The following is a 24,794-nucleotide window of genomic DNA, read 5'->3' as shown; positions in this document are numbered from 1 at the left end:
GCCAGATGTGCGGTCAGCCTTCTGCGATGCGTTTGGCCAGGTGCGCCAGGGCTTCCTCGACCTGGTCGACCAGGATCAGCGACAGGTCGCCCGGCTGCAGGCGCGCCAGCGCGGTGTCGATCGCGATGAACTCGCCGCGGATTTCCTCGATGTGCCGGGTGCGCGATGCGCCTTGCAGGCCTTGCCGCAACAGCGCCATGACTTCGCCATCGGCGCGCCCGCGTTGCGCCGCGTCCTGGTACAGGATCACATCGTCGAAGGCCTGGCCGAGGATGGCGGTCTGGTCGCGGATGTCGCTGTCGCGGCGGTCGCCGGCGCCGCTGATCACGACCGAGCGCTTGTGCGCCGGCATGGTGTCGACGGCCGACACCAGCGCGCGCATCGCATCGGTGTTGTGGCCGTAGTCGGCGATCACGGTGGCACCGCGGTACGCCATCACGTTGAAGCGGCCGGGCACGCCGGCCGCGTCGTTCATGAAGCTCGCGAGGCCGCTGCGGATCGTGTCCCAGTCCAGGCCCACGGCCCACGCGGCCGCGACGGACGCCATGACGTTGTCGACCTGGAACCCGATGCTGCCGCCGCGCGTGATCGGCACGTCGCGCAGTGGAATGCGTTCGCGCCACGAGCCTTCGGCGGCGACCAGCACGTCCTGGTCGACGTACACGGTGCGCTTGCCCTGTGCGCGATGCGTGGCCATGACAGCGTGTTGCCGATCGGCCGCGAAAAAGATCACTCGGCCCGGGCAGCCGGCGGCCATGGCCGCGACGATCGGGTCGGCCGCGTTGAGCACCGCGTGGCCGTCGTCGGACACGTTGCGCACGATCACGCGCTTGAGCACCGCGAGGTCTTCCACTGTGGTGATGTAGTTCAGGCCGAGGTGGTCGCCGCTGCCGATGTTGGTGACCACCGCCACCTGGCAGCGGTCGAAGCCGAGGCCTTCGCGCAGCACGCCACCGCGCGCCACTTCGAACACGGCGGCATCCACGTCGGGGTGCATGAGCACGTTGCGCGCGCTCTTCGGGCCGCTGCAGTCGCCGCTGTCGGTCTGCCGGCCGTCGACGTACACGCCGTCGGTGTTGGTCATGCCCGTTCGGAGGCCGCTCGAGGCGAGCAGGTGGTTGATGAGGCGCGCGGTGGTGGTCTTGCCGTTCGTCCCGGTGACTGCGACGACCGGAATGCGGCCGTTGTCGCCTTGCGCGTAGAGCGTGTCCATCACCGCCTCGCCGACCGCGCGGCCGCGGCCGAACGACGGCGAGATGTGCATGCGAAGGCCCGGTGCCGCGTTCACTTCGACCACACCGCCGTGCTGCTCCTCGAGTGGCCGCAGCACGTTCTCGCAGACCATGTCGACGCCGCAGATGTCGAGGCCGACCATCTGCGCCGCATCGACCGCGCGCGCGGCGATTTCGGGGTGCACCGTGTCGGTCACATCGGTCGCGCTGCCGCCGGTCGAGAGGTTGGCGTTGTTGCGCAGCACCACGCGCTGGCCGCGCGCGGGCACGCTGTCGGGCGTGAGGCCTTGCGATTCGAGGCGGCCGATCGCGATGTCGTCCAGCCGGATCTTCGTGAGCGAGGTCGCGTGGCCTACGCCGCGGCGCGGATCGAGGTTGACGGTGTCGACCAGCTGGCGCACGGTGCAGGTGCCGTCACCGATCACTTGCGGCGGGTCGCGGCGCGCCGCGGCGACCAGCTTGTCGCCGACCACCAGCAAACGGAAGTCGAAGCCCGGCAGGAATTTCTCGACCATCACTTCGCCGTAGTGCGCGGCGGAGTCGTAGGCGGCCACGAGCTGCTCGCGCGACGTGATGTTCACCGTCACGCCCTTGCCCTGGTTGCCGTCCTGCGGCTTGATCACGACGGGCAGGCCGATGTCTTGCGCCGCTGCCCAGGCGTCGTCGGCATCGGCGACCGGGCGGCCGAGCGGCACCGGCACGCCGGCGGCATTGAGCAATTGCTTGGTGAGTTCCTTGTCTTGCGCGATGGATTCGGCCACGCCGCTGGTGCTGTCGATCTCGGCGGCCTGGATGCGGCGCTGCTTCGAACCCCAACCGAACTGCACGAGGCTGCCGCGCGTGAGGCGGCGGTAGGGAATGCCGCGCGCCACCGCGGCGTCGACGATCGAGCCGGTGCTCGGGCCGAGGCGCTCGGACTCGTCTTCGTCGCGCAACTCGGCCACGGCGGCGTCGGCATCGAAGGCGTTGTTGTGCAGCGCGGCGTTGATCAGTTCTTCGGCCAGCGCGACGGCACGGCGGCCGACCGATTCTTCGCTGTACTGCACCGTGACCTGGTAGACGCCGGCCTCCGGCGTGGGCGCCGTGTGGCCGAAATTGACCGCGCAACCGGCCTGCGCCTGCAAGGCCATGGCTGCGTTCTCGAGGACATGCGCGAGCGCCAGCGGATGGCCCAGCACGATCGGATGCAGTTCGCCGATGTTCGGGAACAGCGCGCGCAGCCGCGCTTCGAAACCGGGCAGCCGCTCGACGGCGTTCTCGTCGCCCTCGCAGGTGACGATGGCCTCGATCGTCGTGTGGCGACTCCAGAGGTTGGGGCCGCGAAGGGCGCGGATGCGGGTGACTTCCATGCCGGGCGTCTCAGGAAAGTTGGGGGGATGTCAGCGACGCCGACTGCGACAGCTGGAGCGACGCAAGCGCCGCGTTCAGGTCGGCTTCGAAGGCTTCGACGCCGGCGCCGATCAGGTTCAGCGGAATGCCGAGCGCCCAGGCCGCGGCGACTGCCGCCAGCAGGCTCTCGAGGCTGACGCCGATGTGCGTCGCGCGCCAGACGGTGAGGCGACCGAGGCCGGGCAGGAACGATTCGCTGCTGCCGTTGGCCAGCACCACGCGGTCTTGCCGTACCAGCACGGCCTTGCCGCCGGTGGACTGGTGCGTGGACAGCGCCGGTGCTTGCGGATCGGTGGAATAAAGAATGACGGCGCCATCGCACAGCGGCGCGAGGCCGGCGACGCGCGGGTCGGCTGCGTTCAGCACGGCGGTGCCTTCGGCCAGCACCACATCGACCTGCGTTCGCAGCACCTTGACCATCTGGTCGCTCTCGGTGATGTCGAACTCGGCGAGCGCCCCTGCGCCTTCGAGGTCGGTCACGATGCCGACTTCGCAGCGGTCGTAGGCCAGGCCGTCGCGCAGGATGCTGGCGGCGCCGTTTTCGATCACCACGGCTTGCACGGCGCGGTTCACGAGCAGGCGGTGGCCGGCTTCCCAGTGGGCGCTGTCGCGCGCGTCGACGCGGCGGCGTTCGAGGAACAGGCCATCGCGGCAGGCCAGGCCCGTGTAGTGGCCGCCGAGGCCGAGCAGCCAGGCGACCAGGCGCGCCAACACGGCGGTGTCTTGCGAGCCCGCCACGCCGATGACCGGAATGCGGCCGGACGCCTCGTCCGGAAAAAGGTGGTCGCAGATCGCGCGACCCACGGGGCGCGGCGAACCGACGGCGGGCTTCAGGTGCATCAGCAGGCCGGGGCCGGCGTTGACTTCGACGATGGCACCGCCTTGCGCCGCGAGCGGTCGGCCGATGTCCTGCGCGACCAGGTCGATGCCCGCGATGTCGAGTCCGACCACGCGCGCGGCCAGCACGGCGGCATGCGCCACTTCAGGGTGGACCTGGTCGGTGCAGTCGACTCCGAGGTTGCCGTTGCGTTGAATGACCACCACGCGGCCCGCCTCGGGCACCGAGGCGCCGTCGAGCTTTTGCCGCTGCAGTTCGAGCTGCAGCTTGGCGTCGGTCGCGAGGTCGATCAGGTCGAGCGGGAACTCTTCTTCGGCGCCGCGGCGTGGGTCGCTGTTGAGCTGCTTGTCGATCAGCGCCACCACGTTCGTCTTGCCGTCGCCGGTCACGGTGATCACCTCGCCGCGCGCCGCAGCGACGACCTGTCCGCCGACCACGAGCAGCCGGTGCTCGGCGCCGCGCACGAAGCGCTCGACCATCACGTCGCTGCCTTCGGGCTCGGCCACCGCGAAGGCGTCCATGACTTCCTCGCGCGTGGTGAGTTCGAGCGACACGCCGCGGCCGTGGTTGGCGTCGGATGGCTTCACCGCCACCGGCAGGCCGATGTCTTCGGCCGCTTCCCAGGCTTCTTCGGCGCTTTCCACTACCCGGCCTTCGGGCACCGGCACGCCGCAGCTCGCGAGCAGCGACTTGGTAAGTTCCTTGTCGCTCGCGATCGATTCACCGATGGCGCTGGTGTAGTCGGTCTCGGCGGTCCAGATGCGCTGCTGGCTCGCGCCGTAGCCGAGCTGCACGAGGTTCCCGCTGTTCAGGCGCAGGTGCGGAATGCTGCGGTCGGTGGCGGCACCGACGATGCAGGCGGTGCTCGGGCCGAGGTAGCAGTCCTCGACCTGGCCCCGGACCGCATCGACCGCCTTCTGCACATCGGCCGGCGTGAACGGGTCGTCGTTGATGGCGGCCATCAGCAGGCGGTGGCCTTCGGTGAGTGCGGCACGCGCCACCTGCTCGTCGCGCGCCCGGAACACCATCCGGTACACGCCGTGCTTCGACGTGCTGCGGGTCTGGCCGAAGCCGGTCGGCATGCCCGCGAGGTTGAGCAGTTCGATGACGACATGCTCCAGCACGTGGCCCGCCCAGGTGCCTTCGTTGAGGCGCTGGATGAAACCGCCGCGTTCACCGACGCCGCAGTGGTGCTCGATGAGCGCCGGCAGCAGGGCGGTCAGGCGCCCGGTGAAACCGTCGATCGTGTTCGAAGGAAAATCCTCGAGCGTGCCCAGATCGAGCCAGGACTCCAGCACAGGCCGGTAGGTCCACACGTTCGGTCCGCGCAGATAGTTGATGCGCAGCAGTTGGATGTCGTCGAAACGGTTCATAAAAACGTTAAGGGTTCGCTCACCCCCAGGCAGGAAATCAAATAAACACAATGCAACATCACGATCCAGTCGGGGCCCGGGAGGGAGAAGAGGGGGCGATTTCAGACGCGCTGAAAATCCGGCTCGCAGTCGCGGAAAACGTTCTGGCAACCCTCACGGTTGACCTCGACGCCGAATTGAGGTTTTCTTCGGGCGTTGTCGCACTGACCGATCAGCGCATTCTGTCGCGCGACGGCAGCGACCGCTGGCGCGAGTGGCGGCTCGCCGACGCGGGCCTGGACCTGCAACTGGTCGACCACGCGGGCGTCGGCACGCTCGACCTGGTGGACGCCGGCGGCCAGCTGGCGCGATGGCGCTACACGCTGGGCCACCAGCCCGCCGCGCTGCGTTTGCAAAAGCGGTTCGCGCAACAGGCGGCGGGCGTCGCAGAAGCGACAGCAACGGCCGACCCGGACGATGGGTCGATCGGCGAGCCCGAGCGCCAGGCGCCACCCTCGACCTGGGTGCTGCTGCGGCTCGGCCGCTTCGCCAGGCCGTATCGGAAGCAGTTGATCGCGGGCTTCCTGCTCACGCTGGCGTCGACCGCCGCGACGCTGGTGCCGCCCTACCTCACGATCCCGCTGATGGACGACATCCTGATCCCGTTCCAGAACGGGCAGCAGATCGCGATCGAGAAGGTGGTCATGTTCCTCGCGGCCCTGCTGGCGGCTGCGCTCACCGGCTGGGGGCTGGGCTGGGCACGCACCTACCTGCTGGCGCTGGTGTCCGAGCGCATCGGCGCCGACCTGCGCACCACCACCTACGAGCACCTGCTCACGTTGCCGCTCGATTACTTCGGCGGCAAACGCACCGGCGACCTGATGTCGCGCATCGGCTCGGAGACCGACCGCATCAACGTGTTCCTCTCCTTGCATGCGCTCGACTTTTTGACCGACGTGCTGATGATCGTCATGACCGCCGTCATCCTCGTGTCGATCAATCCGCTGCTGGCGGTCGTCACGTTGGTGCCGCTGCCCTTCATCGCCTGGATGATCCACGTGGTGCGCGACCGGCTGCGTACCGGCTTCGAGAAGATCGACCGGGTGTGGAGCGAGGTGACCAACGTGCTGGCCGACACCATTCCCGGCATCCGCGTGGTCAAGGCCTTCGCGCAGGAAAAGCGCGAGGCCGACCGCTTCCACGCCGCCAACGCCTACAACCTGCAGGTCAACGACAAGCTCAACAAGACCTGGTCGCTGTTCACGCCCAGCGTGTCGCTGCTCACCGAAATCGGCTTGCTGGTGGTCTGGGGCTTCGGCATCTGGCAGGTGGCGCGCGGACGCATCACCGTGGGTGTGCTCACCGCCTTCATCGCGTACATCGGGCGCTTCTACACGCGGCTCGATTCGATGAGCCGCATCGTGTCGGTCACGCAGAAGGCCGCGTCCGGCGCCAAGCGCATCTTCGACATCCTCGACCATGTGAGCAACGTGCCCGAGCCGGCGCACCCGGTAAAGGTCGAGCGCCTGACGGGCCGCATCGAGATGAAGGACGTGGGCTTCCGCTACGGCTCGCGCGCCGTCATCCGCGACCTCGACCTCGTCATCGAGCCCGGCGAGATGATCGGGCTGGTCGGCCACAGCGGCTCGGGCAAGAGCACGCTGGTCAACCTGATCTGCCGCTTCTACGATGTGACCGACGGCGCCATCAAGGTCGACGGCACCGACATCCGCCGCTTCGCCGTGGCCGACTACCGGCGCCACGTCGGGCTGGTGCTGCAGGAGCCCTTCCTGTTCTTCGGCACCATCGCGCAGAACATCGCCTACGGCAAGCCTGACGCCACGCGCGAAGAAATCGTCGCCGCGGCACGCGCCGCGCATGCGCACGACTTCATCCTGCGCCTTGCGCATGGCTACGACTCGCTGGTCGGCGAGCGCGGGCAGGGGCTGTCGGGCGGCGAGCGTCAGCGCATCAGCATCGCGCGCGCGCTGCTGATCGACCCGCGCATCCTGATCCTCGACGAGGCCACGTCCGCGGTCGACACCGAGACTGAGAAGGAAATCCAGAAGGCGCTCGACAACCTCGTGAAGGGCCGCACCACCATCGCCATCGCGCACCGGCTGTCGACGCTGCGCAAGGCCGACCGGCTGGTCGTGATGGACCGCGGCGAGATCGTCGAGGTCGGCCCGCACGACGCGCTGATGGACAAGCAGGGCGCCTACTGGCGGCTCTACCAGGCGCAGCTGCGCCAGGTGGACGACGATCCGATGGCAGGATCGATGGCGGCCGAACGCATCGGCGTGGCCGTCGCCCTGAGCAACCATGCGGCGCACCCCGCGGGAGAAGCCTGATGGTCGACTTCAAGATCGAACGCGACCCTTTCGGCCAGCTCGTGCTGACCGATGCCGAAGGCCGTCGCCATGTGGGCATCGTGCCGGTCCGCGCGTTTCCGCTGACGGCGCCCGATGCGGGCATGTCGCTGGTCGGCCCCGAAGGCAAGGAGCTCGTCTGGCTCGAACGGCTCGACGACCTCTCCGCCGACGCGCGCGCGCTGTTGACGGAAGACCTCGCGGTGCGCGACTTCGCGCCGACGCTGAAGCGACTGCACGCGGTGTCGAGTTTCGGCGTGCCGAGCACCTGGACCATCAGCACCGACCGCGGCGACACGCGCTTCGTGCTGAAGGCCGAGGAAGACATCCGCCGGCTCGAAGGCGGCGCGCTGTTGATCGCCACCGCGCACGGCGTTCAGTTCCGCATTCCCGACGTCAAGGCGCTGGACCGCGGCTCGCGCAAGTTGCTCGAACGCTTCCTCTGAACCGCCGGTGGTGCCTCAGCGCGAGGCGAACCAGCGTATCGCATACGCGCCGGCGGCCGATGCCACCGCGCTTGCGAAGGTCCCCCAGGCCATGTCGACGAAGGACAGCGTCACGGGCCAGTCGCGCACCACCGCGAGGTTGGTGAGGTCGTAGGTCGCATAGGCGAAGAGGCCGAAGAGGGCGCCCAGGACCGCCGCGCGCGCGACGCTGTCGGCCGCCACGCCCGGCGTGACCGCGAAAATCGTGAGGCCGACCGGGTACATGAGGTAGAACAGCGCCGCCACGCCAAGTCGTGGTTCGGGCGACATCAGGGTGCCCATGGCCTGCTGGTAGTAAGACTTGGCGATCACGCCGAGCCAGAGCAGATCGATGGCCAGCATCACGATGAAAGTGGCGGCCCAGGCAACGAGGTATTTGGTGGTCATGCGCGGCATCGTATCGGCGGCGCCTGGGCTGCTGCGAAAATCGCGCGCTTCACCTACGACCCCGTGGCCGCTCACCGCACAGCCGCTTGCCGATCGCAAAAAATGCCGATGCACACCACCGCCCTCGTCCTCTTTTCCGGAGGCCAGGACTCGACCACCTGCCTGGCCGAAGCGCTCACCAAATACCAGCGGGTGGAGACACTGGGCTTCGACTACGGCCAGCGCCACCGGATCGAACTCGATGCCCGCACGAAGGTGCTGGCTGCCCTGCGCGAGCGCTTTCCCGCATGGGCGCCCCGGTTGGGCGAAGACCACCTGCTGACGGTCGATGCGCTGCACCAGCTCGGCGGGTCATCGCTCACCGAAGAGGTCGCCTTCGCCATGCAGGCCGACGGACTGCCCAACACCTTTGTGCCGGGTCGCAACCTGCTGTTCCTCACGCTGGCCGGCGCGCTCGCCTACCGGCGGGGTCTGCAGGTCATCGTCACCGGCGTCTGCGAAACCGACTTCTCCGGCTACCCGGACTGCCGCGACGACACCATGAAGGCGATGCAGCTGGCGCTGTCGCTGGGGCTCGAGCGCCGCCTGGTCATCGAGACGCCGCTCATGTGGATCGACAAGGCCGAGACCTGGCAACTGGCGCATCGGCTGGGCGGCGACCCGCTGATCGAACTGATCGTCGAGGACACCCACACCTGCTACCTCGGCGATCGCACGCACCGCCACGCGTGGGGTTACGGCTGCGGTCAATGCCCCGCCTGCGATTTGCGCCAGCGCGGTTGGGACAGGTATCAGGCTGTAAGTTGATGCATTGGTAGCGTATTTACGTTATTTCGTGCCCCAGAATCGGGTTCGGCGACGGTAGCTTCAGGCTGTTGTCCTACACCTTTTCACTGAAACCCTGACCTGTAAGTCAAAAGGGTGCATGCATCAACTGGAGTTTTATGCGATCGTCTCGGCTGGTTTTCCCCATGGCTTCGCTCGGCATTGTTCTGACCGCTTGCGGTGGTGGGGGGGGCGGTGGCGGCTCATCCGGCTTCCCCGTCGGGCTCATCGCGCCTGCCCCTGCGCCCGCCACAGCGGCCGCGACACCCGCCCCGGCACCCGCCCCGGCCGCGGCACCGGCGCCAGCCGCGGCGCCGGCTTCGGCCGCAACGGCCATCCAGCCGGCCGCCGTCGGCACGGGCGCGTGTGCAGCCACCGACATTCCTTCAGGCGCGCGCGCGCTCGGCTATACGAAGAATGTGATCAACACCTGCCCGACGGCTGCGCAAGTCTCTCTGGACGGCAAGGGCAAATTCCCGCTGTACGACGGCCATTGGTGGTCCAACAACCGTGCCGCACCCGGCGCTTACGGCACCACCGGGAACGCGTTGATCATTCGGCAGGGCGCTGGCGTGGCCACGGTGTCGCCGCTGGATGGCACCGGCGCCTTGCCGCTGTTGCCGGGCAGTGCGGGGTTCTATGTGGAATTCGACGTTCGTTTGTCGGGCAACGATCCCGACTACTTCCCGGCCGTGTGGGTGATGCCGATCGAGCACAACGGCAAGCAGGACGACAAGTACCCCGGTGACCCGCCGGGCTTCGAGCGGTGGATGGAGCTCGACGTCGACGAGGGCGGCTACGCACCGGGCTGGCTCGGCACGGTGCACAGCTGGACGGGCGTCTGGCCGAATTACGCGTCGAACCGCAATCCTTATCAGGTGCTCGGCCCGGCGGCGCTCGATCGGAGCAAAACGCACAACTTCGCCGCCGCGTTCGACCCCAAGACGCTCAAGGTCACCTGGTGGCTGGACGGCCAGTACATCAACGAGGCGGGCGCGCCTTTTGTGCCCGAGGTCGCACGAAAGCAGAATTTCTACCTGCTGCTCGATGCGCAGAGTCACGGCAAGAACAAGCCGTACGAGATGATCGTGGAGCGCTTTCGGGCCTTCGTGCCGAACTGAGGCCCGGCCCAGCGATCAAGCCGAGGCGGGCGCGCTTTCCTTGCTGAGCGTGTAGCGGGCCGGTCCGCCCTCGGGCTGCGGCACCAGCACCCAGCGTTGGCGGTGGTGTTCTGCGACCGCCGCCCGGTGCGCAATCGACACCATCGCGCCGCCCGCCGATTGCACGGACGCGGCGAGTCGCTTGTACAAGGTGTTCTCGGCCGCTGCATCGAGTGCGCTGGTCGCCTCGTCGGCGAAGAGCCACATCGGTTTCTTGAGCAACACCCGGGCGATCGCGAGGCGCTGCTGCTCGCCGCCCGACAGCTTCTGGCTCCAGGCGTCGCTGTCGTCCAGGCGGCTTGCAAGCTGCGGCAGCAGCGCGTCGGTCAGCGCCTGCTTGAGCGCCTCGTCGCTGTAGTCGGACGTCGGATTCGGATAGGCCAACGCGTCGCGCAACGTGCCGTCCGGCACATACGGGCGCTGCGGAATGAACATCGCGTTGCCCGGCACCGTCACATGCCCGCGCGCGAAAGGCCAGATGCCGGCGAACGAGCGGAACAGGGTCGACTTGCCACTGCCCGACGGGCCCTGGAGCAGCACCGTGTCGCCGGGATGCACCGCAAGCGCCGTGTCGGCCAGCAGCACCTGGCCATCGGGCAAGGCGACCGTCAGGTCGTCGCTTTGCAGCTGTGCGGACGGCGTGCGCGCCAACTCGATCTTCGTTTCGGCATGGGCCCGCATCGCGTCGTCGAAGCTGGTCAGCCGGTCGGTGGTGGCGCGCCACACCGCCACGCGGTCGTAGTTGTCGACGAACCAGCTGAGCGAGTCCTGCACCTTGCCAAAGGCCGACGAGATCTGCATCAGCTGACCCAGCTGGATCGCGCCGGAAAAGAAGCGCGGCGCGGCCACGATGAACGGAAAAATCACCGCGGCCTGTCCGAAGAACGAGGTGAAACCCACGAGGTTCTTCTGCTGCTTGATGAGCTGCAGGTAGTTCTTCAGCACGCTGCCGAAGCGCGTGTCGAGCTGCCGGTGTTCGACCGGCTCGCCGTTGTCGAGCGCAATCGCTTCGCTGTATTCACGCACCCGCACGAGGTGGTGCCGGAAGTCGGCTTCGAAGCGCTGCTGGCGAAAATTGAGGCCGATCAGCGGCCGGCCGATGTAGTGGGTGATCACGGTACCGACGATGCAGTAGACCAACGCGATCCACACCATCGAACCCACCACGTTGTAGGTGCTTCCGCCCAGCGTGACGGGCACCACGCCCGACAGCGCCCACAGGATGCCGATGAAGCTCAGCAGTGTCACCACCGCGTTCAGCAGGCCCATCGACAGCGTCACCGTGTAGTCGGTGAAGAGCTGCATGTCTTCCTGGATGCGCTGGTCGGGGTTGTCGGGCGTGGCGCCCGTGCCGGTCCGGTAGCGGGCGAGTTCCAGGTGATAGAAGGTCTTGTCGGCCAGCCAGCGGCTCAGGTAGCTGCGCGTCATCCAGGCGCGCCAGCGCACCTGCAGCAGCTGCGTCAGGTAGAACTTGACCACCTGCACCGCGATGTTCGCGAAGGCGATCCAGCCGAACACGCCGATTTCGCGCCAGAACACCGCGGCGTCCTTGTTTTGCAGCGCGTCGTAGAAGCGCCCGTACCACTGGTTGCCGAGCACGGCCACGTACACATAGCCGAGGTTGAGCGCGACGATCGCGATGAGCAGCGCCCGCGCCTTCCATTTCTCGTCGGAGCGGAAGTAGGGCGCCGCGAGCCGGCCGATGCGGCGCAGCGTGTCGAGAAACGACCGCGCGGGCGCGGGTGCGGCTGAGGAATCTGCAAGGGCTGAAGAAGACATGGACCGCCATCGTGGAGCGCGCCCAGCGCGCGCATGGCGGTCATCGTAGCGTCGCCGGCCTGCCCAGCCTTAGGCGACGCTGAAACCCGTGCGCCTCAGTCGTCCTTGGGTTTGGGCAGCACCGGCGTCGAGCCCGGCGCCAGCAGGCCGGTCTTCGTGTACGTCATGAGTTTTTCGCGCGTGTCGACGATGTCGAGGTTGCGCATCGTGAGCTGGCCGATGCGGTCGGCTGGCGAGAAGGGCGCGTCTTCCACCTTCTCCATCGACAAGCGCTCGGGCTTGTAGGTGAGGTTGGGCGAATCGGTGTTGAGCAGCGAGTAGTCGTTGCCGCGGCGCAGCTCGATCGTGACCTCGCCGGTGATCGCGCTGGCGATCCAGCGCTGCGCCGTCTCGCGCAGCATGATGGCCTGCGGGTCGAACCAACGCCCCTGGTAGAGCAGGCGGCCGAGCTTCAGGCCGTTCATGCGGTACTGCTCGATCGTGTCTTCGTTGTGGATGCCGGTGACGAGGCGCTCGTAGGCGATGAACAGCAGCGCCAGGCCGGGCGCCTCGTAGATGCCGCGGCTTTTGGCTTCGATGATGCGGTTCTCGATCTGGTCGCTCATGCCCAGGCCGTGGCGCCCGCCGATGCGGTTGGCTTCCATCAGCAGGTCGACCGGGTTGGCGAAGGTCTGGCCGTTCAGCGCGACCGGCATGCCTTCTTCGAAGCGCACCGAGACTTCTTCGGTCTTGACGACGACATCGTCCTTCCAGAAGGCCACGCCCATGATCGGCTGCACGATCTTCATGCCGCTGCTCAGCAGCTCGAGGTCTTTCGCCTCGTGCGTCGCACCCAGCATGTTGGAGTCGGTGGAGTAGGCCTTTTCGGCCGACATCTTGTAGCCGAAGCCGTGCTGCGTCATGAACGCCGACATCTCCGCGCGGCCGCCCAGCTCGTCGATGAAGAGCTGGTCGAGCCACGGCTTGTAGATCTTGAGCGACGGGTTGGTGAGCAGGCCGTATCGGTAGAAGCGCTCGATGTCGTTGCCCTTGAAGGTGCTGCCGTCGCCCCAGATGTTGACGTCGTCTTCCTTCATGGCTGCCACCAGCATGGTGCCGGTCACGGCGCGGCCGATGGGCGTGGTGTTGAAGTAGGTGACGCCGGCGGTCGAAATATGGAAGGCGCCGGCCTGCAGCGCGGCGATGCCTTCGTTGACCAGCTGCGCGCGGCAATCGACGAGTCGGGCCTGGATCGCGCCGTATTCCATCGCCTTGCGCGGGATCTCTTCGTAGTCCGGCTCGTCGGGCTGGCCGAGGTTGGCGGTGTAGGCGTAGGGCAACGCGCCCTTCTGCTTCATCCAGAGCAGCGCGGCGCTGGTGTCGAGGCCGCCGGAGAAGGCGATGCCGACCTTCTGGCCGGAGGGGAGGTGCTGGAGGATGGTGGACATGGAGCGTGGGTGCCGAAGCACGCAGGAAGAAAACGGGAGAGCGCTATTTTCGGCGCTTTTTCAGCGCGGATTGCTGACGCCGCTGGAGACGTGGCCCGAAGGCACGTGACGCGCTGCCGCATCGACGTGACCGGTCTGGTCATCGAAGAAGAAGTCGGGCTCGAATTCGCGAAGGAACTCGCCTTTCGGCAAGCCGCCGAGGAACATCGCCTCGTCGACCCGGATATTCCATTTCATGAGCGTGCGGATCGCGCGCTCGTGGGCCGGCGCGCTGCGCGCGGTGACCAGCGCGGTGCGGATGCGCATGTCGGCATTGCCCGCCTGCTGGAGGCGGTGCAAGGCCGCGAGCAATGGCTTGAACGGGCCTTCAGGCAGCGGCAATTCGGCCTTGCTCGACTCGTGCGCCTGGAACGCGTCGAGCCCTTCGGCCTGGAACACGCGCTCGGCCTCGTCGCTGAACAGTACCGCGTCGCCGTCGAAGGCGATGCGCACCTCGTTTGGATAGGCGTCGCTCGCCTTCACCGACTCGACCAGCACGCGTGCCGCGGGGAAGCCGGCGACCAGTGCTTCGCGCACGTCTTCGGCGTTGACCGACAGGAACAGGTGCGCGCCCAGCGGCCGGAGGTAGCCGTAGGGCGGACGCCCCTGCGTGAACACGCCGCGCTGCAGCTTGATGTCGGCTGCCACGCTCGACTTGAAGATGCGCATGCCCGAGACCGGATCGTTGCGCGACAGGATCACCACCTCCACGCGCTCGACCCCGTCGCCGTTGAAGCGCAAGAGCTTCTGCACCAGCGAATACGCGATGCCGGGCTGCGCAGGCACGTTGAGCCGCTCGAACTGCAGCTTCATGTAGCCCTCGGCATCGCCGGAATCGAACAGCTTGTTTTCTTCTTCGAGATTGAAGAGGGCGCGCGAGGAGATCGCGACGACGAGCTTGTTGTCGAGGGAGACGGCCATGGCGCTACTTCACGAACTGGTTCAACTGGATGATCGGCATCAGCACCGCGAGCACGATCAGCATGACCACGCCGCCCATCGCCACGATGAGCAGCGGTTCCAGGATGGTGGCCAGGTGCATCGCGCGGCGCTGCACTTCGGCGCCGAGCTGGTTGGCCGCGCGCTGCAGCATCAGCGGCAGCGTGCCGGTCTGCTCGCCAAGGCGCGCGAACATCGAGACCAACCCCGGAAAGCGCTTCTTTTGCGCGAGCGCGGAGGCGAGCGGCGCGCCTTCGCGCACCAGCACCAGCGCATCGAGCGCATCGGCGCGCATCGCCTGGTTGCTCAGTGTTTCGGAAGCGGCCTGCAGGGCGCGCAGGATCGGCACGCCTGCCGTCGCGAGCATCGCCAGCGTGCTGGCAAAACGCGCTGCGTTGTACTGGCGCGCCAGCTTGCCGACCAACGGCAGGTTGAGCCAGGCGGCGTCGAACTTCAGGCGGAAGGTGGCGGTCGAGAGCGCCACGCGCGCGCCGACGGCTGCCACCACGATGCCGATCAGCATCAGCCAGCCGTAGTTGCGCACGAACGCGCTGATCGCCAGCATCGCCACGGTGAGGAAGGGCAGCGCGCGCTTGGTGCCCGCGAACACGTTGGCCACCTGCGGCACGACGTAGCTCACGAGAAAGACCACGATGACGATTGCCACCAGCGTGACGATGGCCGGGTAGAGCGCCGCGCCCACCAGTTTCTGCTGCAACGCCATGCGCTGCTCAAGGTCGTCGGCCAGGCTTTCCAGGACCATGCCGAGGTTGCCGGTCTGTTCGCCCGCGCCGATCACGGCGGTGTAGATCGCGGAGAACTCCTGCGGATGCTGCGACAACGCACGCGCGAACGGCGAGCCGCCGTTGACTTCCGCGCGCAGCGATGCGACCAGGTTGCGCTGGCCCACCGTCTCGGCTTCGTCGGTGAGCGCCGTCAAGGCGCGCTCCAGCGGCAGGCCGGACGATACGAGCCCGGCGAGCTGCCGCGTCCACACGGCGAGGCCGGTCGAATTGAAGACGCGCCCGACGCCGAGCGCACGGCGCCAGCCGCCTGCGGCCGGCGCATCCACGCCCCCGCTGCCCACCAGCGTGACCGACAGCGGAATGAGGGCTTGGGCACGCAACAATCCGCGGGCACCGCGCGCGGTGTCCGCTTCGAGCACGCCTTTGCGGGCGTGACCCTCTTGATCGATGGCGTCGAAGGAGTAGGCGGGCATGGCGAACGCGCAGTTTCGCTCAGTCCCGTGTCACGCGGAGCAATTCGGCACGCGAGGTGATGCCGCCGTCGACCAGGCGTTCGCCGTCTTCGCGCATCGAGCGCAGGCCGCCTTGCTCGGCAGCGGTCAGCAGCTGGGCTTCGGAGGCGCGACCGTGGATCAATCCTTGCACCGCTTCGTCGGCGACCAGCAGTTCGAAGATGCCGGTGCGGCCCTGGTAGCCGGTCTGGCCGCAGACGTCGCAGCCGGCGCCGGTGCAGGCGGTGCAGAGCTTGCGCACCAGCCGCTGCGCCAGCACACCGAGCAGCGACGAACTCAAAAGAAAGGGCTCGACGCCCATGTCGGTGAGCCGTGTCACCGCGCTCACCGAGTCGTTGGTGTGCAGGGTCGCGAGCACGAGATGGCCGGTGAGCGAGGCCTGGATCGCGATCTGCGCGGTCTCGAAATCGCGGATCTCGCCGATCATGATCACGTCGGGGTCTTGCCGGAGGATCGCGCGCAAGGCCTTGGCAAAAGTCAGTTCGATCTTGGCGTTGACCTGCGTCTGGCCGACGCCTGCCAGCTCGTATTCGATCGGGTCCTCGACCGTCATGATGTTGCTGCGACCTGCATCGAGCCGGCCGAGCGCCGCATACAGCGTGGTCGTCTTGCCCGAGCCGGTCGGCCCGGTGACCAGAATGATGCCGTGCGGCTGCTGGATCAGTTTTTCGAAGCGCGACAGCGTGCCGCCCTGCATGCCGACGGCTTCGAGCGTGAGCTTGCTTTCGGTCTTGTCGAGCAGCCGCAGCACCGCGCGTTCACCGTGCGCCGACGGCAGCGTCGACACCCGCACGTCGACCGCGCGCGTGCCGATGCGCAGGCTGATGCGGCCATCCTGCGGCAGCCGCTTCTCGGCGATGTCGAGGTCGGCCATGATCTTCAGCCGCGAGATCAACGCGGCGTGCAGCGCCCGGTTGGGCTGCACCACTTCGCGCAGCGTGCCGTCAATGCGAAAGCGCACCGACGAGGTCCGCTCGTACGGTTCGATGTGGATGTCGCTGGCGCCGTCCCGCGCGGCCTGCGTGAGCAGTGCGTTCAGCATGCGGATGATCGGTGCGTCGCCGGCGCTCTCGAGCAAGTCTTCGACCGCGGGCAACTCCTGCATCATCCGCGTCAGGTCGGCGTCGCTCTGCACCTCGCTCACCACGGCGGCGGCGTTCGACTCGCCCTGTGCATAGGCCGCGCTGATGCGCTGCGCCAGCTGCGCCGGCGGCAGAGCCTCGAACGACTTGACGGTGTACTTGCGCATCACCTCGCCGACCGCGCTGCGCGGCGGCGTCTGCGGCATCCACAAAGTGAAGTGGCCGTCGTCCGCTTCTTCGAGCAGCAATTGCTGGCCGCGCGCGAACGCGTAGGGCAGGGGATAGCGCATCGCTTAGGGCAACTCTTTCGCGCTCGACGGATCGGCCGAGGGTGGGAAGGCCCCGCGCAGGCCCACGCGCGGCGCTGGAGCGCGATTGTTGAAGGTGGCGTTGGGTTGCGGAATGAGTTGCGTGCCCTCCATCCGGAGGTTGCCGGCGTCCGCGTTGCCGCTGCGGGTGCTGGCGCCGAGGGTCGGAACTTCGGGCAGCACGGGCGCCGCATCCACGCCGCGCAGCATGACGTTGTCGGTGTTCGGCTGGGTGCGAATCTGCATCGCACGGATTTCGTCGTAACGGCCGGTGGCGAACGATTCGGTGGCGGCGCCATCGCGCATGACGACGGGTCGCAAGAACATCATGAGGTTGTTCTTGACGCGCGAGCGCGTCTCGCTCTTGAACAGGTTGCCGAGGATCGGGATGTCGCCTGCGAGCGGCACCTTGTCGGTGGCGGTGCCATAGGTGTCCGACAGCAGGCCGCCGAGCATCACGAGCCCGCCGTCTTCGACCAGCACGCTGGATTCGAGCGAACGCTTGTTGGTGGTCGGGCCGTTCGGATCGGTGAGCGTGCCCGCGGCGACATTCGAGATCTCCTGGAAGATGACCATCTTCACGGTGCCGTTCTCGTTGATCTGCGGACGCACGCGCAGCGTGAGGCCCACGTCTTTGCGCTCGACCGTGGTGAACGGATTGATCGACGACGTGTTGCCGTTGGTGCTCGCGTACGACCCCGTCGGAAAAGGCACGTTCTGGCCGATGACGATCTTGGCTTCTTCGTTGTCCAGCGTGAGCAGGTTGGGGGTCGACAGCACATTGGCGTCGTTGTCGTTGCTGAAGAAGTTGGCGATCGCGCCGAGGATGTACTGCCCCCCGATCTTGCCGGCGATGCCGAGGTTCAGGCCGGAGCCGAGCTGGATGCCAGCCGGATTCCTGGCAGCGATGGCCTGCGTCAAGGCCAGGATGTTCGCGCCGCTCAGCGATGAGTTGGTGCCGGCGACCGCGTTGTTGCCCAGCGCGGTTTGCCACTGCACGCCGAAGCTCGCGGCCTTGGTGGCGTTCACCTCGACGATGAGCGCTTCGATCATCACCTGCGCGCGCCGGCTGTCGAGCTTGTCGATCACGGCGCGAATCTGACGGTATTGCGGCTCTGCGGCCGTGATGATCAGCGAGTTGGTCGACGGATCGGCCTGGATCTGGCCGCCGGTCGAGGGCTGGTTGGCGTTGTTGAGCGGCGTGTTGGCCGCCGAGTTGCCCAGCCCGTTCTGGACCGGCTGCACCTGCGACACCGGCGGGGTGCCCGTCGAATTGGGGAACGCCGCGCCTGCCGCGCTGCCGCCGCGGGCCTCGCTCGACATCGCTGCACGCAGCGTCGCGGCGAGCTTCACCGCGTCGGAGTTCTTCAGGTAGACGACATAGATGTTTCCGGAAGCGCCGTTGCCGCCCTCGACCGGCGCGCGGTCGAGGCGGTCGACCAGCGTGCGCACCAGCTGGGCACGTGCCGGGTTGGCAGCACGCAAGATGAGCGCGTTGCTGCGCGGTTCGGCGAGCAGCGTGGTGCGGTAGGACGCATCCGCGGTACCGGCAGGGCCGGTCCCGCTCGCGCCGCTGCCCTCGAGCAGCCGATTGACCAGCGGCACCATGTCGGTCGCGACCGAATGCTTGAGCTGGATCACCTCGATGTCCGACGCGTTGGGCACGTCGAGCGAGGCCACGATGCGCGCAAGGCGGCGCATGTTTTCGGCGTAGTCGGTGATGACCAGCGAGTTGTTGCCGGGGTTCACGTTGATCGTGTTGTTCGGTGCGATCAGCGGACGCAGCACCGGCAGCAGGTTGTTGGCCGATTCGTAGTTCAGCTTGAACACCTGCGTGACGATCTGGTTGCCCGACAGCGAGCCAGTGGCGCTGGTCGACGTGGTCACGGCACTGCTTTGCAGCTTCGCATCGGCTTCGGGCAGGATCTTGTAGAGGCCGTCGGCCTGCACCACCGCGAAGCCCTGCAGACGCAGCGCCGCAGCGAACTGGTTGAAGGCTGCGGCCGGCGCGATGGCGCGATCGGTCTGCAGGTTCATCGTGCCCTTCACGCGGGGATCGACCACCACGTCGCGCCCGGTGATCACGGCCATCGTGCGTGCGACGGATTCGATCTCTGCGTTGCTGAAATTGAGCGTGATCGGTTCGCCGCGGCGCGGTGCGGCGGCGTCTTGCGCGAAGGCGGAAGGAATGCAGGTCGCGATCAGGATCTGCGTTGCCAGTGCAACCAGACCGATCCGAACGCCGTGCGAAGACAAATGCTTCATGGTGTCAGCCCAGGGTGATGAGCGAACGCGCGCCGTTGCGCCGTCCGATGATGTTCAACAAATTCGAGAGTGCTTCTTCGCGGCCCGGGGCCGCACTGGCCTCACCGTCGAAGCGGAAGCCGCGGCCGTTCCAGCGGCCGCTGCCGCTGAGTTGCAGGCTGCCTTCGCGCGTGGTGAGCAGCAATGTCGGCGCGGGGCCGCCGTCGAGTGTGAGCCGGTAGCTGCCCATGGGGCGCAAGGTCGACAGACTCGATGACATGTCGGTGGCATCGAGCGCGGCGCGCCCGGCCATCACGAGTTTCGGGCCGTCGAATTCGATCGACCAGGCCTGGGTCGACAGGTCGAGCACGCCTTCGGGCTTGAGGGTGTTCCACGGCGCACCGAACCCGCCCAGCAACGCCGCCGGCCAACGCGACTGGCTGTCTTGCCAGTCCAGACGCAGACCCCCGGCGCGCGGACTCGCCGTGAACTGCACGGGTTGCGTTGCGCAACACGGAATGCGCAGCGCCGCCGCGACGCTGTTCCAGCGCGGCCGCAGCGCCCAGTCGAGATGGCCCGGCAGCGAGATGGATTCGGCACCGCCGCCGCCGCTCGACAGCACCAGGCCAGCACTGCCGTTCCAGACGGTGCCGCGCGGATTGACCAGTTGCAGATGGCCGTTGCTCCACTGCGCCAGGCTGCTGGCAAGCCAGCGCGCCGGCGCGAAGACGGCGGTGGCGAGCACCACGCCCAACAGGCCGCCGACGAGCGCCCAGCGCCAGCCGAAGGCAGCGGTATCGGGAGGGGGAGGGCGTCGGGCCATGGAATGGACAGGGTGAATACGCGATCAGCGTGTGGGTAGATTCATGACCAGCGTGCCATCCCAGCGCACCTTGGCTGCGTCGGTCGGGCCGGCGCCGGAGGCGTTCTGCGATCGCGTGAGGTGCGCTTCGCGCGGCACCGCGCGCGCATTGCTGCGCGCCTGGCTGAACCACTGCGCCAGCGCGTCGGCGGGTGCCGCCCGCATCTGGACGTTGACGCCCTCGTTGGCGCCGATGGTCTGCAGCTGCGCATTGGCGCCGAAGCTTTGGCGCACCGAGGTTTCGAGGGCGCGCAACGCGTCGTCGCGACTTGCGCGCGGCTGCGACTGCAATGCCCTGGCCTGGGTTTGCAGCGCGGTCATCTGCTGCAGTTGCGCATCGAGCTTCGCGTGTTCGGCCGGCGCCGCATTGAGCGTGCGCAGCGCAGGCGCCAGCGCGACCCACCACAGCAGCGCAGCCCCGACCAGCAGCGCCGCGATCAGGACCATGCGCTGCTCGCGCGGCGCGAGTTCGGGCCACCAGGCCTGCCAGCGGTCTTCGATGGCGTTGAAAATTTTCATCGCGTCGCCTCCGCCTGCACCAGCAGCAGGTCGCCTTCGACGCGTGCGCTGTAACCGCGCGCCGAAAGCGTCGCGGCGAGCGCGGATTCGTCAGACGGCTGGATCCCGAGGCCGCGCAGCCGCAACTGGCCCGCGCTGTAGTCGACCGCGCTGGGCGAACGCCCGGCCGGCAGGCTGGCCGCCAGCGCACCGAGCATCGGCTCCAGATCGGCATTCGTGACGCCGCCGGTCGCCTGCTGGAGCGCGGCGACTTCGCGGGCCATCTGCAGCGGTGCGTCGACCACCGGCTGCACCGACGGGAATGTTTGTGTCATCACATCGCGCACTGCGTTGCGCTTGGCCTCGAGTGCGTTGCGCTCTTTCCAGGCCCAGGCGTTGAGCCCGACGAGTTGCGCCAGCACCAGCACCAGCGCCCCCCAGCGGGCAGCCCGCCAGCGCGGCGCGCGCCAGAGCGACTGCGCGATCGAGGTGAACTTCTTGCCGGCGCGGGCGCGACCGGTGGAAGCGAGATCGAACTGCGCGAGATCCCATGGCGAACGGCTCGCCTGAAGCCAGCGCGCTGCCGGTTTGACGATGGGTACCGGCGGGCTGAAGAGGGCTTCGGCCAGCGCGGCCACGCCGGGTTCGGCGAGGACCGACGCGCCCTCGGGCAGGCCGCCGATGAGCGCCAGGCTCGCGCTGGTGAGCGGCAGCACGGCGACGCCGGTCGCATCGCAAACGGTCAATTGCGCGGTGTCGGGCGTGCCGGTCGCGACCAGCATCGGGGGCGAGCCTGCGGGTTGGGGCGTGAACTCGGGAACGATGCGGGTGATGCGTCGGCCTGCGCCCTCCATGGCCTGCGCCACGCTGCGCAGCCAGATGCGGTTGCAAGCCGCGACCCAGACGGGGGTGCCTGCCCGCGCGCTGGGCTCCAGTGCGAAATGCAGCAGTTCGGGCTCATCGAGCAGCCGGTCTTCGAGCAGGCCGTTCAGCACCGAGCGCAGCCGGACCGCGCTGCCGAGGCTGCCTTGCGGCAGCGTCACCTGATGCCACGAGAGCGCAGCCGCCGGAATGCACAAGGTCACTTCCAGGCTGGTCGGCAGCAGCGCCGGGACGGCGCTCCCTTGCTGGCGCAGGCGTCTGCCATCGGTCGTCCAGGCCGCCCAGCTGTAGTCGCTGCCAGCGGAGGCGGGCGGTAGCGGGGCAACGACGAGCAACGGCATGGAGTGACGGGTTGAAACAGGAGAAGCATTGTAGGAGCGGGCCGGCAATCAGTTGCTACACAATTGATAGCGGTGCTGGCAACGATGGCGGGCGTTCCGGGCTTTTTTAACTGATAAGTAAGACAGTGAGGCCGGGCCTCAGGATTTGGGCGGCAAAGGCGTGGCGCCTGCGCCACGGTTGCGCCACACGATGCGCACGTCCAGGCCGTCCCGCCGCAGCAGCGAATGTTCTTCGACCCAGGTGCGGTCCAGCCGCAGCCGACCATGAACTTCGAAGAAGCGCGTGTTGATGCTGTGCTGGAGGTCGTTGAAGCCGCTCGATGCGTCAGGCACAAGCGCGCTGGCGTCGGTGATGCCCTTGAAATGCCCGCGGGTGCGTTGCGCCACGATGCGCTTGGCGCCGGCCAGGTCCAATGCCGGCACGCTGGCATAGATCGCCTCGGCACTCGCCGTGTTCAGGTTCAGCGGCGTGCCGACCGGCAGGATCGTGACATAGGGTTCGATCGCCGAGATCGTCGCGGAAGACAGGCCGAGCCAGGCCAGCTGCGTCGTCTGCTGCGGGAGCAAGGGGCCGGTCGCGTCAGCTGCCGCGGCCGTGCTCGCGGCCTCCACCGGCGTGTTCAACCCGCCAGCCCCCGCAGAGGCAGCAGCAGCCGGCGATGTCACGGCCTGCACGGGCAACGCGCGCTGGAGATTGGCTGTCATGATTGCCACCTCTTGCCCGGGCAGCCCGAGCAATTCGAACAACTTGGTGAATGCGGCGACGGCGGTCTTGACCGGTTTTCCGCCGGACATGAGATTTGTGACATTGAGCTTGGACTGGGCATCGACGATGCGGCCCGACAGAAATGCATCGGGCAACCCCTCGAGCGCATCGCTCGCCACGTTTTTCTCGGCAGCGACAAAGCTGGAGAGGCGCGCTTCCTCGAGGGGTATCGCCCAGGGTTCAGCCAGATGGTCGGGGCCGCCGGCACGTCCGTCCTCGCGCAGGATGAGCCGCGACCAGTCGATGGCGCCGATCAACACCCAGGCCGACTGCATGCGGCCCCGTTCTGCGGCCTCCACTTCGGCGGCGCGCCACTGCTGCCACAGGGCCGCGGCAGCGAACGTGGCCACCAGCGTAACGATGAGCATGGCGGCCAGCAGGGCGGCGCCGCGCTGGCGACGAAAAGAGCGGGCTCTCATGATTTCGGCACGTTCGCCGTGGGGCGAATCCAGTCGCGCGTGAGCAGTCCGGCGAGCGCCTGCCCGGGTGGCAGATCGAGCACCAGCCGCACGCCGTCGGGCATCGCCGTGTCGGCGCCGAGCGATTCGGCGCTGACGGCGGGGCCCCAGCCGTTGTCGCGAAAGTAGGCGAGCTGCCAGCCCTGTAGCGGCATCAGCGGCGTGTCGGCGCCGCGCGCGTCGCTGCCGCCGTCTTGCGCCCACGATGTGGCGCGATCCCATGCCTGCCGCCACTCTCCGCGCGAAACGAAGGGTGCCGATTGCCAGCGATACCAGCGCAGCTGCCCATCGGCCCCGGGGCGCAGCGTCCAGGCCACCACGTAGACGACGGGCTGCGTCAGGTCGGGGCCGCGGCGCGTCAGGCGCAGCACGCGGCCATCCCAATCGATCGCCTGCGTCTGGGCCAGTGCAATCGTCGCGTCGAGGTCCGCGGTCCATTGCGACAGCGTGGTTTGCAGCGTGAGCACCGCGTCGCCGCGTTCGCGGTTCTGCGTCTGCGCGCGGCTCATGCCGTCGAGGCCGCGCCAGCTGATGAGCGCGAGCAGCGCCATCACCGCGATCGCGACCATCAGTTCGATGAGCGTGAAGCCGCGCGGGCAAGCGGCGCGGCGCATCAGTAGCGTCCCACCACGGTGGAAATGCGCAGCACCGTGGCTTCGGTGCCGTCGCGCACCTGCACGTCAATGCGCCGGAAGTTCGGGTTGAGCGTGGCCGTGGTCGACACCGTGACGCCAAAAGGCGTGTTGGCCTGCGTGCACACCAGGCCCGATTCGCCGACCGCCGGCATCACGCGGGCCAGCCGTGCCTTGACGAGCTCGTTTTCCGCGCAGATCTGCGCCAGCATCACATCGGATTGCCGCTGTGCGTTGCGGGTCAGCGACGACGTGGCCTGCGTGCCGGCTGCCAACGCGATGGCCACGATACCGAGCGCGATGAGCACCTCGATCAGCGTGAAGCCGGCGGCGCGGCGCGCGCGAAATGGTTTCACGGCGCGACGACCGCGAACGGCCGCAACCCGTCGGTCGCGATGCGCAGCGTGCGTGCCGGCGGACCTTCAGCCGTCAGCAACAGTTGCTGCGCGGCGATGATCGGGTCCGGCCCCAGCAGCAGCGCCACGGCGGCCCGGCCATCGGGCGCGATCGGCTGTGCGCTCATTCCTCCGCTGAGCCAGGCGCCGGGCAGCGAGCCGGGCGGCAGGCCATCGAACACGAACGATTCGGGCCCTTGTGGCGTGGTGCGAAAACGCACCGCGATGCCGCTGGCGCGCGACTGGGCGCGCGCCGATTCGAGGAGGGCGGCGAGCCGTTCGGCTTCGCGGTCGAGCGAGGCTTGCCCGGAGTCGCGCAGTGCGAGGCCGACGCCGGCCGTGGCCAGCGCGACGATCGCGATCACCACGATCAGCTCCAGCAGCGTGAAGCCTCTATTGCCAGCTGCCGACATCCGCATTGTTGCCCTCGCCACCCGGTTGACCGTCGGCACCCAGCGAGAACACATCGATCTCGCCCTTGATGCCGGGGTTCATGTACTGGTACGCATGGCCCCATGGGTCCATCGGCAATTTCTCGACATAGGGCTTCCAGTTCGGCGCAGCGGGGCCGGACGTCGGCCTCGCGAGCAGTGCCTGCAGGCCCTGCTCGCCGGTCGGGTAGCGCTGGTTGTCGAGGCGGTAGAGCTTCAATGCCTGCATCAGGTTGTTGACATCGGTGCGGGCTGCTGTCACCCGGGCATCGTCGGCACGGCCAATCACGTTGGGCACGATCAGCGCCGCCAACACGCCGATGATGACCAGCACCACCATCAACTCGATGAGCGTGAAGCCGCGGCGCAGCGAGCGAGCGGAGGAACGGGACGGGCGGGGCGCGAGGATCATCGGC

Annotated in this window: 21 protein-coding genes; 4 read left to right on the top strand and 17 right to left on the bottom strand. The window is 67.9% G+C overall.

Annotated elements, in window-relative coordinates; translation table 11 throughout:
* Positions 1 to 13: 13 nt before the first annotated feature.
* Both cphA and AX767_RS06010 read right to left on the bottom strand, forming a co-directional pair.
* Entirely contained in the window at positions 14 to 2,581 is a 2,568-nt protein-coding gene (gene cphA / locus AX767_RS06015) for a cyanophycin synthetase (protein ID WP_068629548.1), read from the bottom strand.
* A gap of 10 nt (positions 2,582 to 2,591) precedes the next feature.
* Complete coding sequence (locus AX767_RS06010) at positions 2,592 to 4,832, bottom strand: cyanophycin synthetase (RefSeq protein ID WP_068629546.1); 2,241 nt, start codon at positions 4,830 to 4,832, stop codon at positions 2,592 to 2,594.
* Between the two features lie 50 nt (positions 4,833 to 4,882).
* Here AX767_RS06010 and AX767_RS06005 point away from each other — a divergent pair, with 50 nt between their 5' ends.
* Positions 4,883 to 7,162: a cyanophycin metabolism-associated ABC transporter gene (locus tag AX767_RS06005; RefSeq protein WP_068629544.1), complete on the top strand. Its 2,280-nt coding sequence runs from the start codon at positions 4,883 to 4,885 to the stop codon at positions 7,160 to 7,162.
* Positions 7,162 to 7,626: a cyanophycin metabolism-associated DUF1854 family protein gene (locus AX767_RS06000; RefSeq protein ID WP_068629542.1), complete on the top strand. Its 465-nt coding sequence runs from the start codon at positions 7,162 to 7,164 to the stop codon at positions 7,624 to 7,626. Before AX767_RS06005 ends, AX767_RS06000 begins: the two co-directional genes overlap by 1 nt.
* A gap of 15 nt (positions 7,627 to 7,641) precedes the next feature.
* Here AX767_RS06000 and AX767_RS05995 read toward each other — a convergent pair whose 3' ends face one another.
* Complete coding sequence (locus AX767_RS05995; RefSeq protein WP_068633397.1) at positions 7,642 to 8,052, bottom strand: DUF2177 family protein; 411 nt, start codon at positions 8,050 to 8,052, stop codon at positions 7,642 to 7,644.
* A 102-nt stretch (positions 8,053 to 8,154) separates the two neighbouring features.
* Here AX767_RS05995 and queC point away from each other — a divergent pair, with 102 nt between their 5' ends.
* Both queC and AX767_RS21860 read left to right on the top strand, forming a co-directional pair.
* On the top strand, positions 8,155 to 8,859 hold the full coding sequence (gene queC / locus AX767_RS05990; RefSeq protein WP_068629540.1) for a 7-cyano-7-deazaguanine synthase QueC: 705 nt from the start codon (positions 8,155 to 8,157) through the stop codon (positions 8,857 to 8,859).
* A gap of 164 nt (positions 8,860 to 9,023) precedes the next feature.
* Complete coding sequence (locus tag AX767_RS21860; RefSeq protein WP_068629538.1) at positions 9,024 to 9,998, top strand: hypothetical protein; 975 nt, start codon at positions 9,024 to 9,026, stop codon at positions 9,996 to 9,998.
* A gap of 15 nt (positions 9,999 to 10,013) precedes the next feature.
* On the opposite strand, the gene AX767_RS05980 is transcribed toward AX767_RS21860, so the two are convergent.
* From AX767_RS05980 to gspG, 14 genes are all read right to left on the bottom strand, one after another.
* Positions 10,014 to 11,816 carry an ABC transporter ATP-binding protein/permease gene (locus tag AX767_RS05980; RefSeq protein ID WP_068629536.1) on the bottom strand — a complete coding sequence of 601 codons (1,803 nt, stop codon included), beginning with the start codon at positions 11,814 to 11,816 and terminating at the stop codon, positions 10,014 to 10,016.
* 95 nt (positions 11,817 to 11,911) lie between these two features.
* Entirely contained in the window at positions 11,912 to 13,243 is a 1,332-nt protein-coding gene (gene argG / locus AX767_RS05975; RefSeq protein WP_068629534.1) for an argininosuccinate synthase, read from the bottom strand.
* Positions 13,244 to 13,303: 60 nt separating this feature from the next.
* Complete coding sequence (locus AX767_RS05970) at positions 13,304 to 14,203, bottom strand: 5'-nucleotidase (RefSeq protein WP_068629532.1); 900 nt, start codon at positions 14,201 to 14,203, stop codon at positions 13,304 to 13,306.
* Positions 14,204 to 14,207: 4 nt separating this feature from the next.
* Positions 14,208 to 15,440: a type II secretion system inner membrane protein GspF gene (gene gspF / locus AX767_RS05965; protein ID WP_068629530.1), complete on the bottom strand. Its 1,233-nt coding sequence runs from the start codon at positions 15,438 to 15,440 to the stop codon at positions 14,208 to 14,210.
* Between the two features lie 19 nt (positions 15,441 to 15,459).
* Entirely contained in the window at positions 15,460 to 16,851 is a 1,392-nt protein-coding gene (locus AX767_RS05960) for a GspE/PulE family protein (protein ID WP_068629527.1), read from the bottom strand.
* Positions 16,852 to 16,854: 3 nt separating this feature from the next.
* Positions 16,855 to 19,134, bottom strand: a complete 2,280-nt coding sequence (gspD, locus tag AX767_RS05955) for a type II secretion system secretin GspD (RefSeq protein ID WP_068629525.1) — start codon at positions 19,132 to 19,134, stop codon at positions 16,855 to 16,857.
* 4 nt (positions 19,135 to 19,138) lie between these two features.
* Positions 19,139 to 19,936, bottom strand: coding sequence for a type II secretion system protein N (gene gspN, locus AX767_RS05950; RefSeq protein WP_068629523.1), 798 nt, complete (start codon positions 19,934 to 19,936; stop codon positions 19,139 to 19,141).
* A gap of 24 nt (positions 19,937 to 19,960) precedes the next feature.
* Entirely contained in the window at positions 19,961 to 20,494 is a 534-nt protein-coding gene (gene gspM, locus AX767_RS05945; protein WP_068629521.1) for a type II secretion system protein GspM, read from the bottom strand.
* Positions 20,491 to 21,696: a type II secretion system protein GspL gene (gene gspL / locus AX767_RS05940; RefSeq protein ID WP_068629518.1), complete on the bottom strand. Its 1,206-nt coding sequence runs from the start codon at positions 21,694 to 21,696 to the stop codon at positions 20,491 to 20,493. Before gspL ends, gspM begins: the two co-directional genes overlap by 4 nt.
* 138 nt (positions 21,697 to 21,834) lie before the next feature.
* Positions 21,835 to 22,881 carry a type II secretion system minor pseudopilin GspK gene (gene gspK / locus AX767_RS05935; protein WP_068629516.1) on the bottom strand — a complete coding sequence of 349 codons (1,047 nt, stop codon included), beginning with the start codon at positions 22,879 to 22,881 and terminating at the stop codon, positions 21,835 to 21,837.
* A complete protein-coding gene (locus tag AX767_RS05930; RefSeq protein WP_068629515.1) occupies positions 22,878 to 23,534 on the bottom strand; it encodes a PulJ/GspJ family protein in 657 nt (218 codons plus the stop codon). The genes gspK and AX767_RS05930 overlap by 4 nt, the downstream gene beginning before the upstream one ends.
* Positions 23,534 to 23,908 carry a type II secretion system minor pseudopilin GspI gene (gene gspI / locus AX767_RS05925; RefSeq protein WP_068629513.1) on the bottom strand — a complete coding sequence of 125 codons (375 nt, stop codon included), beginning with the start codon at positions 23,906 to 23,908 and terminating at the stop codon, positions 23,534 to 23,536. Before gspI ends, AX767_RS05930 begins: the two co-directional genes overlap by 1 nt.
* Positions 23,905 to 24,366, bottom strand: coding sequence for a prepilin-type N-terminal cleavage/methylation domain-containing protein (locus AX767_RS05920; protein WP_068629510.1), 462 nt, complete (start codon positions 24,364 to 24,366; stop codon positions 23,905 to 23,907). Before AX767_RS05920 ends, gspI begins: the two co-directional genes overlap by 4 nt.
* The gene (gene gspG, locus AX767_RS05915) at positions 24,341 to 24,790 is read right to left on the bottom strand and encodes a type II secretion system major pseudopilin GspG (protein WP_156480969.1); all 450 of its coding nucleotides are present in this window, start codon (positions 24,788 to 24,790) and stop codon (positions 24,341 to 24,343) included. The genes AX767_RS05920 and gspG overlap by 26 nt, the downstream gene beginning before the upstream one ends.
* Positions 24,791 to 24,794 lie beyond the last annotated feature (4 nt).

Origin of the sequence: Variovorax sp. PAMC 28711, from assembly GCF_001577265.1 — a bacterium.
GTDB lineage: Bacteria > Pseudomonadota > Gammaproteobacteria > Burkholderiales > Burkholderiaceae_C > Variovorax.
Note: the sequence above shows the minus strand (reverse complement) of the source record. Positions and strands in the feature narration are given on the sequence as shown.

What these genes read in the sequence shown, in the direction of transcription:
- cphA (WP_068629548.1), bottom strand. Translation starts at nt 2,581, where the DNA reads ATGGAAGTCACCCGCATCCGCGCCCTTCGCGGCCCCAACCTCTGGAGT.
- AX767_RS06010 (WP_068629546.1), bottom strand. Translation starts at nt 4,832, where the DNA reads ATGAACCGTTTCGACGACATCCAACTGCTGCGCATCAACTATCTGCGC.
- AX767_RS06005 (WP_068629544.1), top strand. Translation starts at nt 4,883, where the DNA reads ATGCAACATCACGATCCAGTCGGGGCCCGGGAGGGAGAAGAGGGGGCG.
- AX767_RS06000 (WP_068629542.1), top strand. Translation starts at nt 7,162, where the DNA reads ATGGTCGACTTCAAGATCGAACGCGACCCTTTCGGCCAGCTCGTGCTG.
- AX767_RS05995 (WP_068633397.1), bottom strand. Translation starts at nt 8,052, where the DNA reads ATGACCACCAAATACCTCGTTGCCTGGGCCGCCACTTTCATCGTGATG.
- queC (WP_068629540.1), top strand. Translation starts at nt 8,155, where the DNA reads ATGCCGATGCACACCACCGCCCTCGTCCTCTTTTCCGGAGGCCAGGAC.
- AX767_RS21860 (WP_068629538.1), top strand. Translation starts at nt 9,024, where the DNA reads ATGGCTTCGCTCGGCATTGTTCTGACCGCTTGCGGTGGTGGGGGGGGC.
- AX767_RS05980 (WP_068629536.1), bottom strand. Translation starts at nt 11,816, where the DNA reads ATGTCTTCTTCAGCCCTTGCAGATTCCTCAGCCGCACCCGCGCCCGCG.
- argG (WP_068629534.1), bottom strand. Translation starts at nt 13,243, where the DNA reads ATGTCCACCATCCTCCAGCACCTCCCCTCCGGCCAGAAGGTCGGCATC.
- AX767_RS05970 (WP_068629532.1), bottom strand. Translation starts at nt 14,203, where the DNA reads ATGGCCGTCTCCCTCGACAACAAGCTCGTCGTCGCGATCTCCTCGCGC.
- gspF (WP_068629530.1), bottom strand. Translation starts at nt 15,440, where the DNA reads ATGCCCGCCTACTCCTTCGACGCCATCGATCAAGAGGGTCACGCCCGC.
- AX767_RS05960 (WP_068629527.1), bottom strand. Translation starts at nt 16,851, where the DNA reads ATGCGCTATCCCCTGCCCTACGCGTTCGCGCGCGGCCAGCAATTGCTG.
- gspD (WP_068629525.1), bottom strand. Translation starts at nt 19,134, where the DNA reads ATGAAGCATTTGTCTTCGCACGGCGTTCGGATCGGTCTGGTTGCACTG.
- gspN (WP_068629523.1), bottom strand. Translation starts at nt 19,936, where the DNA reads ATGGCCCGACGCCCTCCCCCTCCCGATACCGCTGCCTTCGGCTGGCGC.
- gspM (WP_068629521.1), bottom strand. Translation starts at nt 20,494, where the DNA reads ATGAAAATTTTCAACGCCATCGAAGACCGCTGGCAGGCCTGGTGGCCC.
- gspL (WP_068629518.1), bottom strand. Translation starts at nt 21,696, where the DNA reads ATGCCGTTGCTCGTCGTTGCCCCGCTACCGCCCGCCTCCGCTGGCAGC.
- gspK (WP_068629516.1), bottom strand. Translation starts at nt 22,881, where the DNA reads ATGAGAGCCCGCTCTTTTCGTCGCCAGCGCGGCGCCGCCCTGCTGGCC.
- AX767_RS05930 (WP_068629515.1), bottom strand. Translation starts at nt 23,534, where the DNA reads ATGCGCCGCGCCGCTTGCCCGCGCGGCTTCACGCTCATCGAACTGATG.
- AX767_RS05920 (WP_068629510.1), bottom strand. Translation starts at nt 24,366, where the DNA reads ATGCGGATGTCGGCAGCTGGCAATAGAGGCTTCACGCTGCTGGAGCTG.
- gspG (WP_156480969.1), bottom strand. Translation starts at nt 24,790, where the DNA reads ATGATCCTCGCGCCCCGCCCGTCCCGTTCCTCCGCTCGCTCGCTGCGC.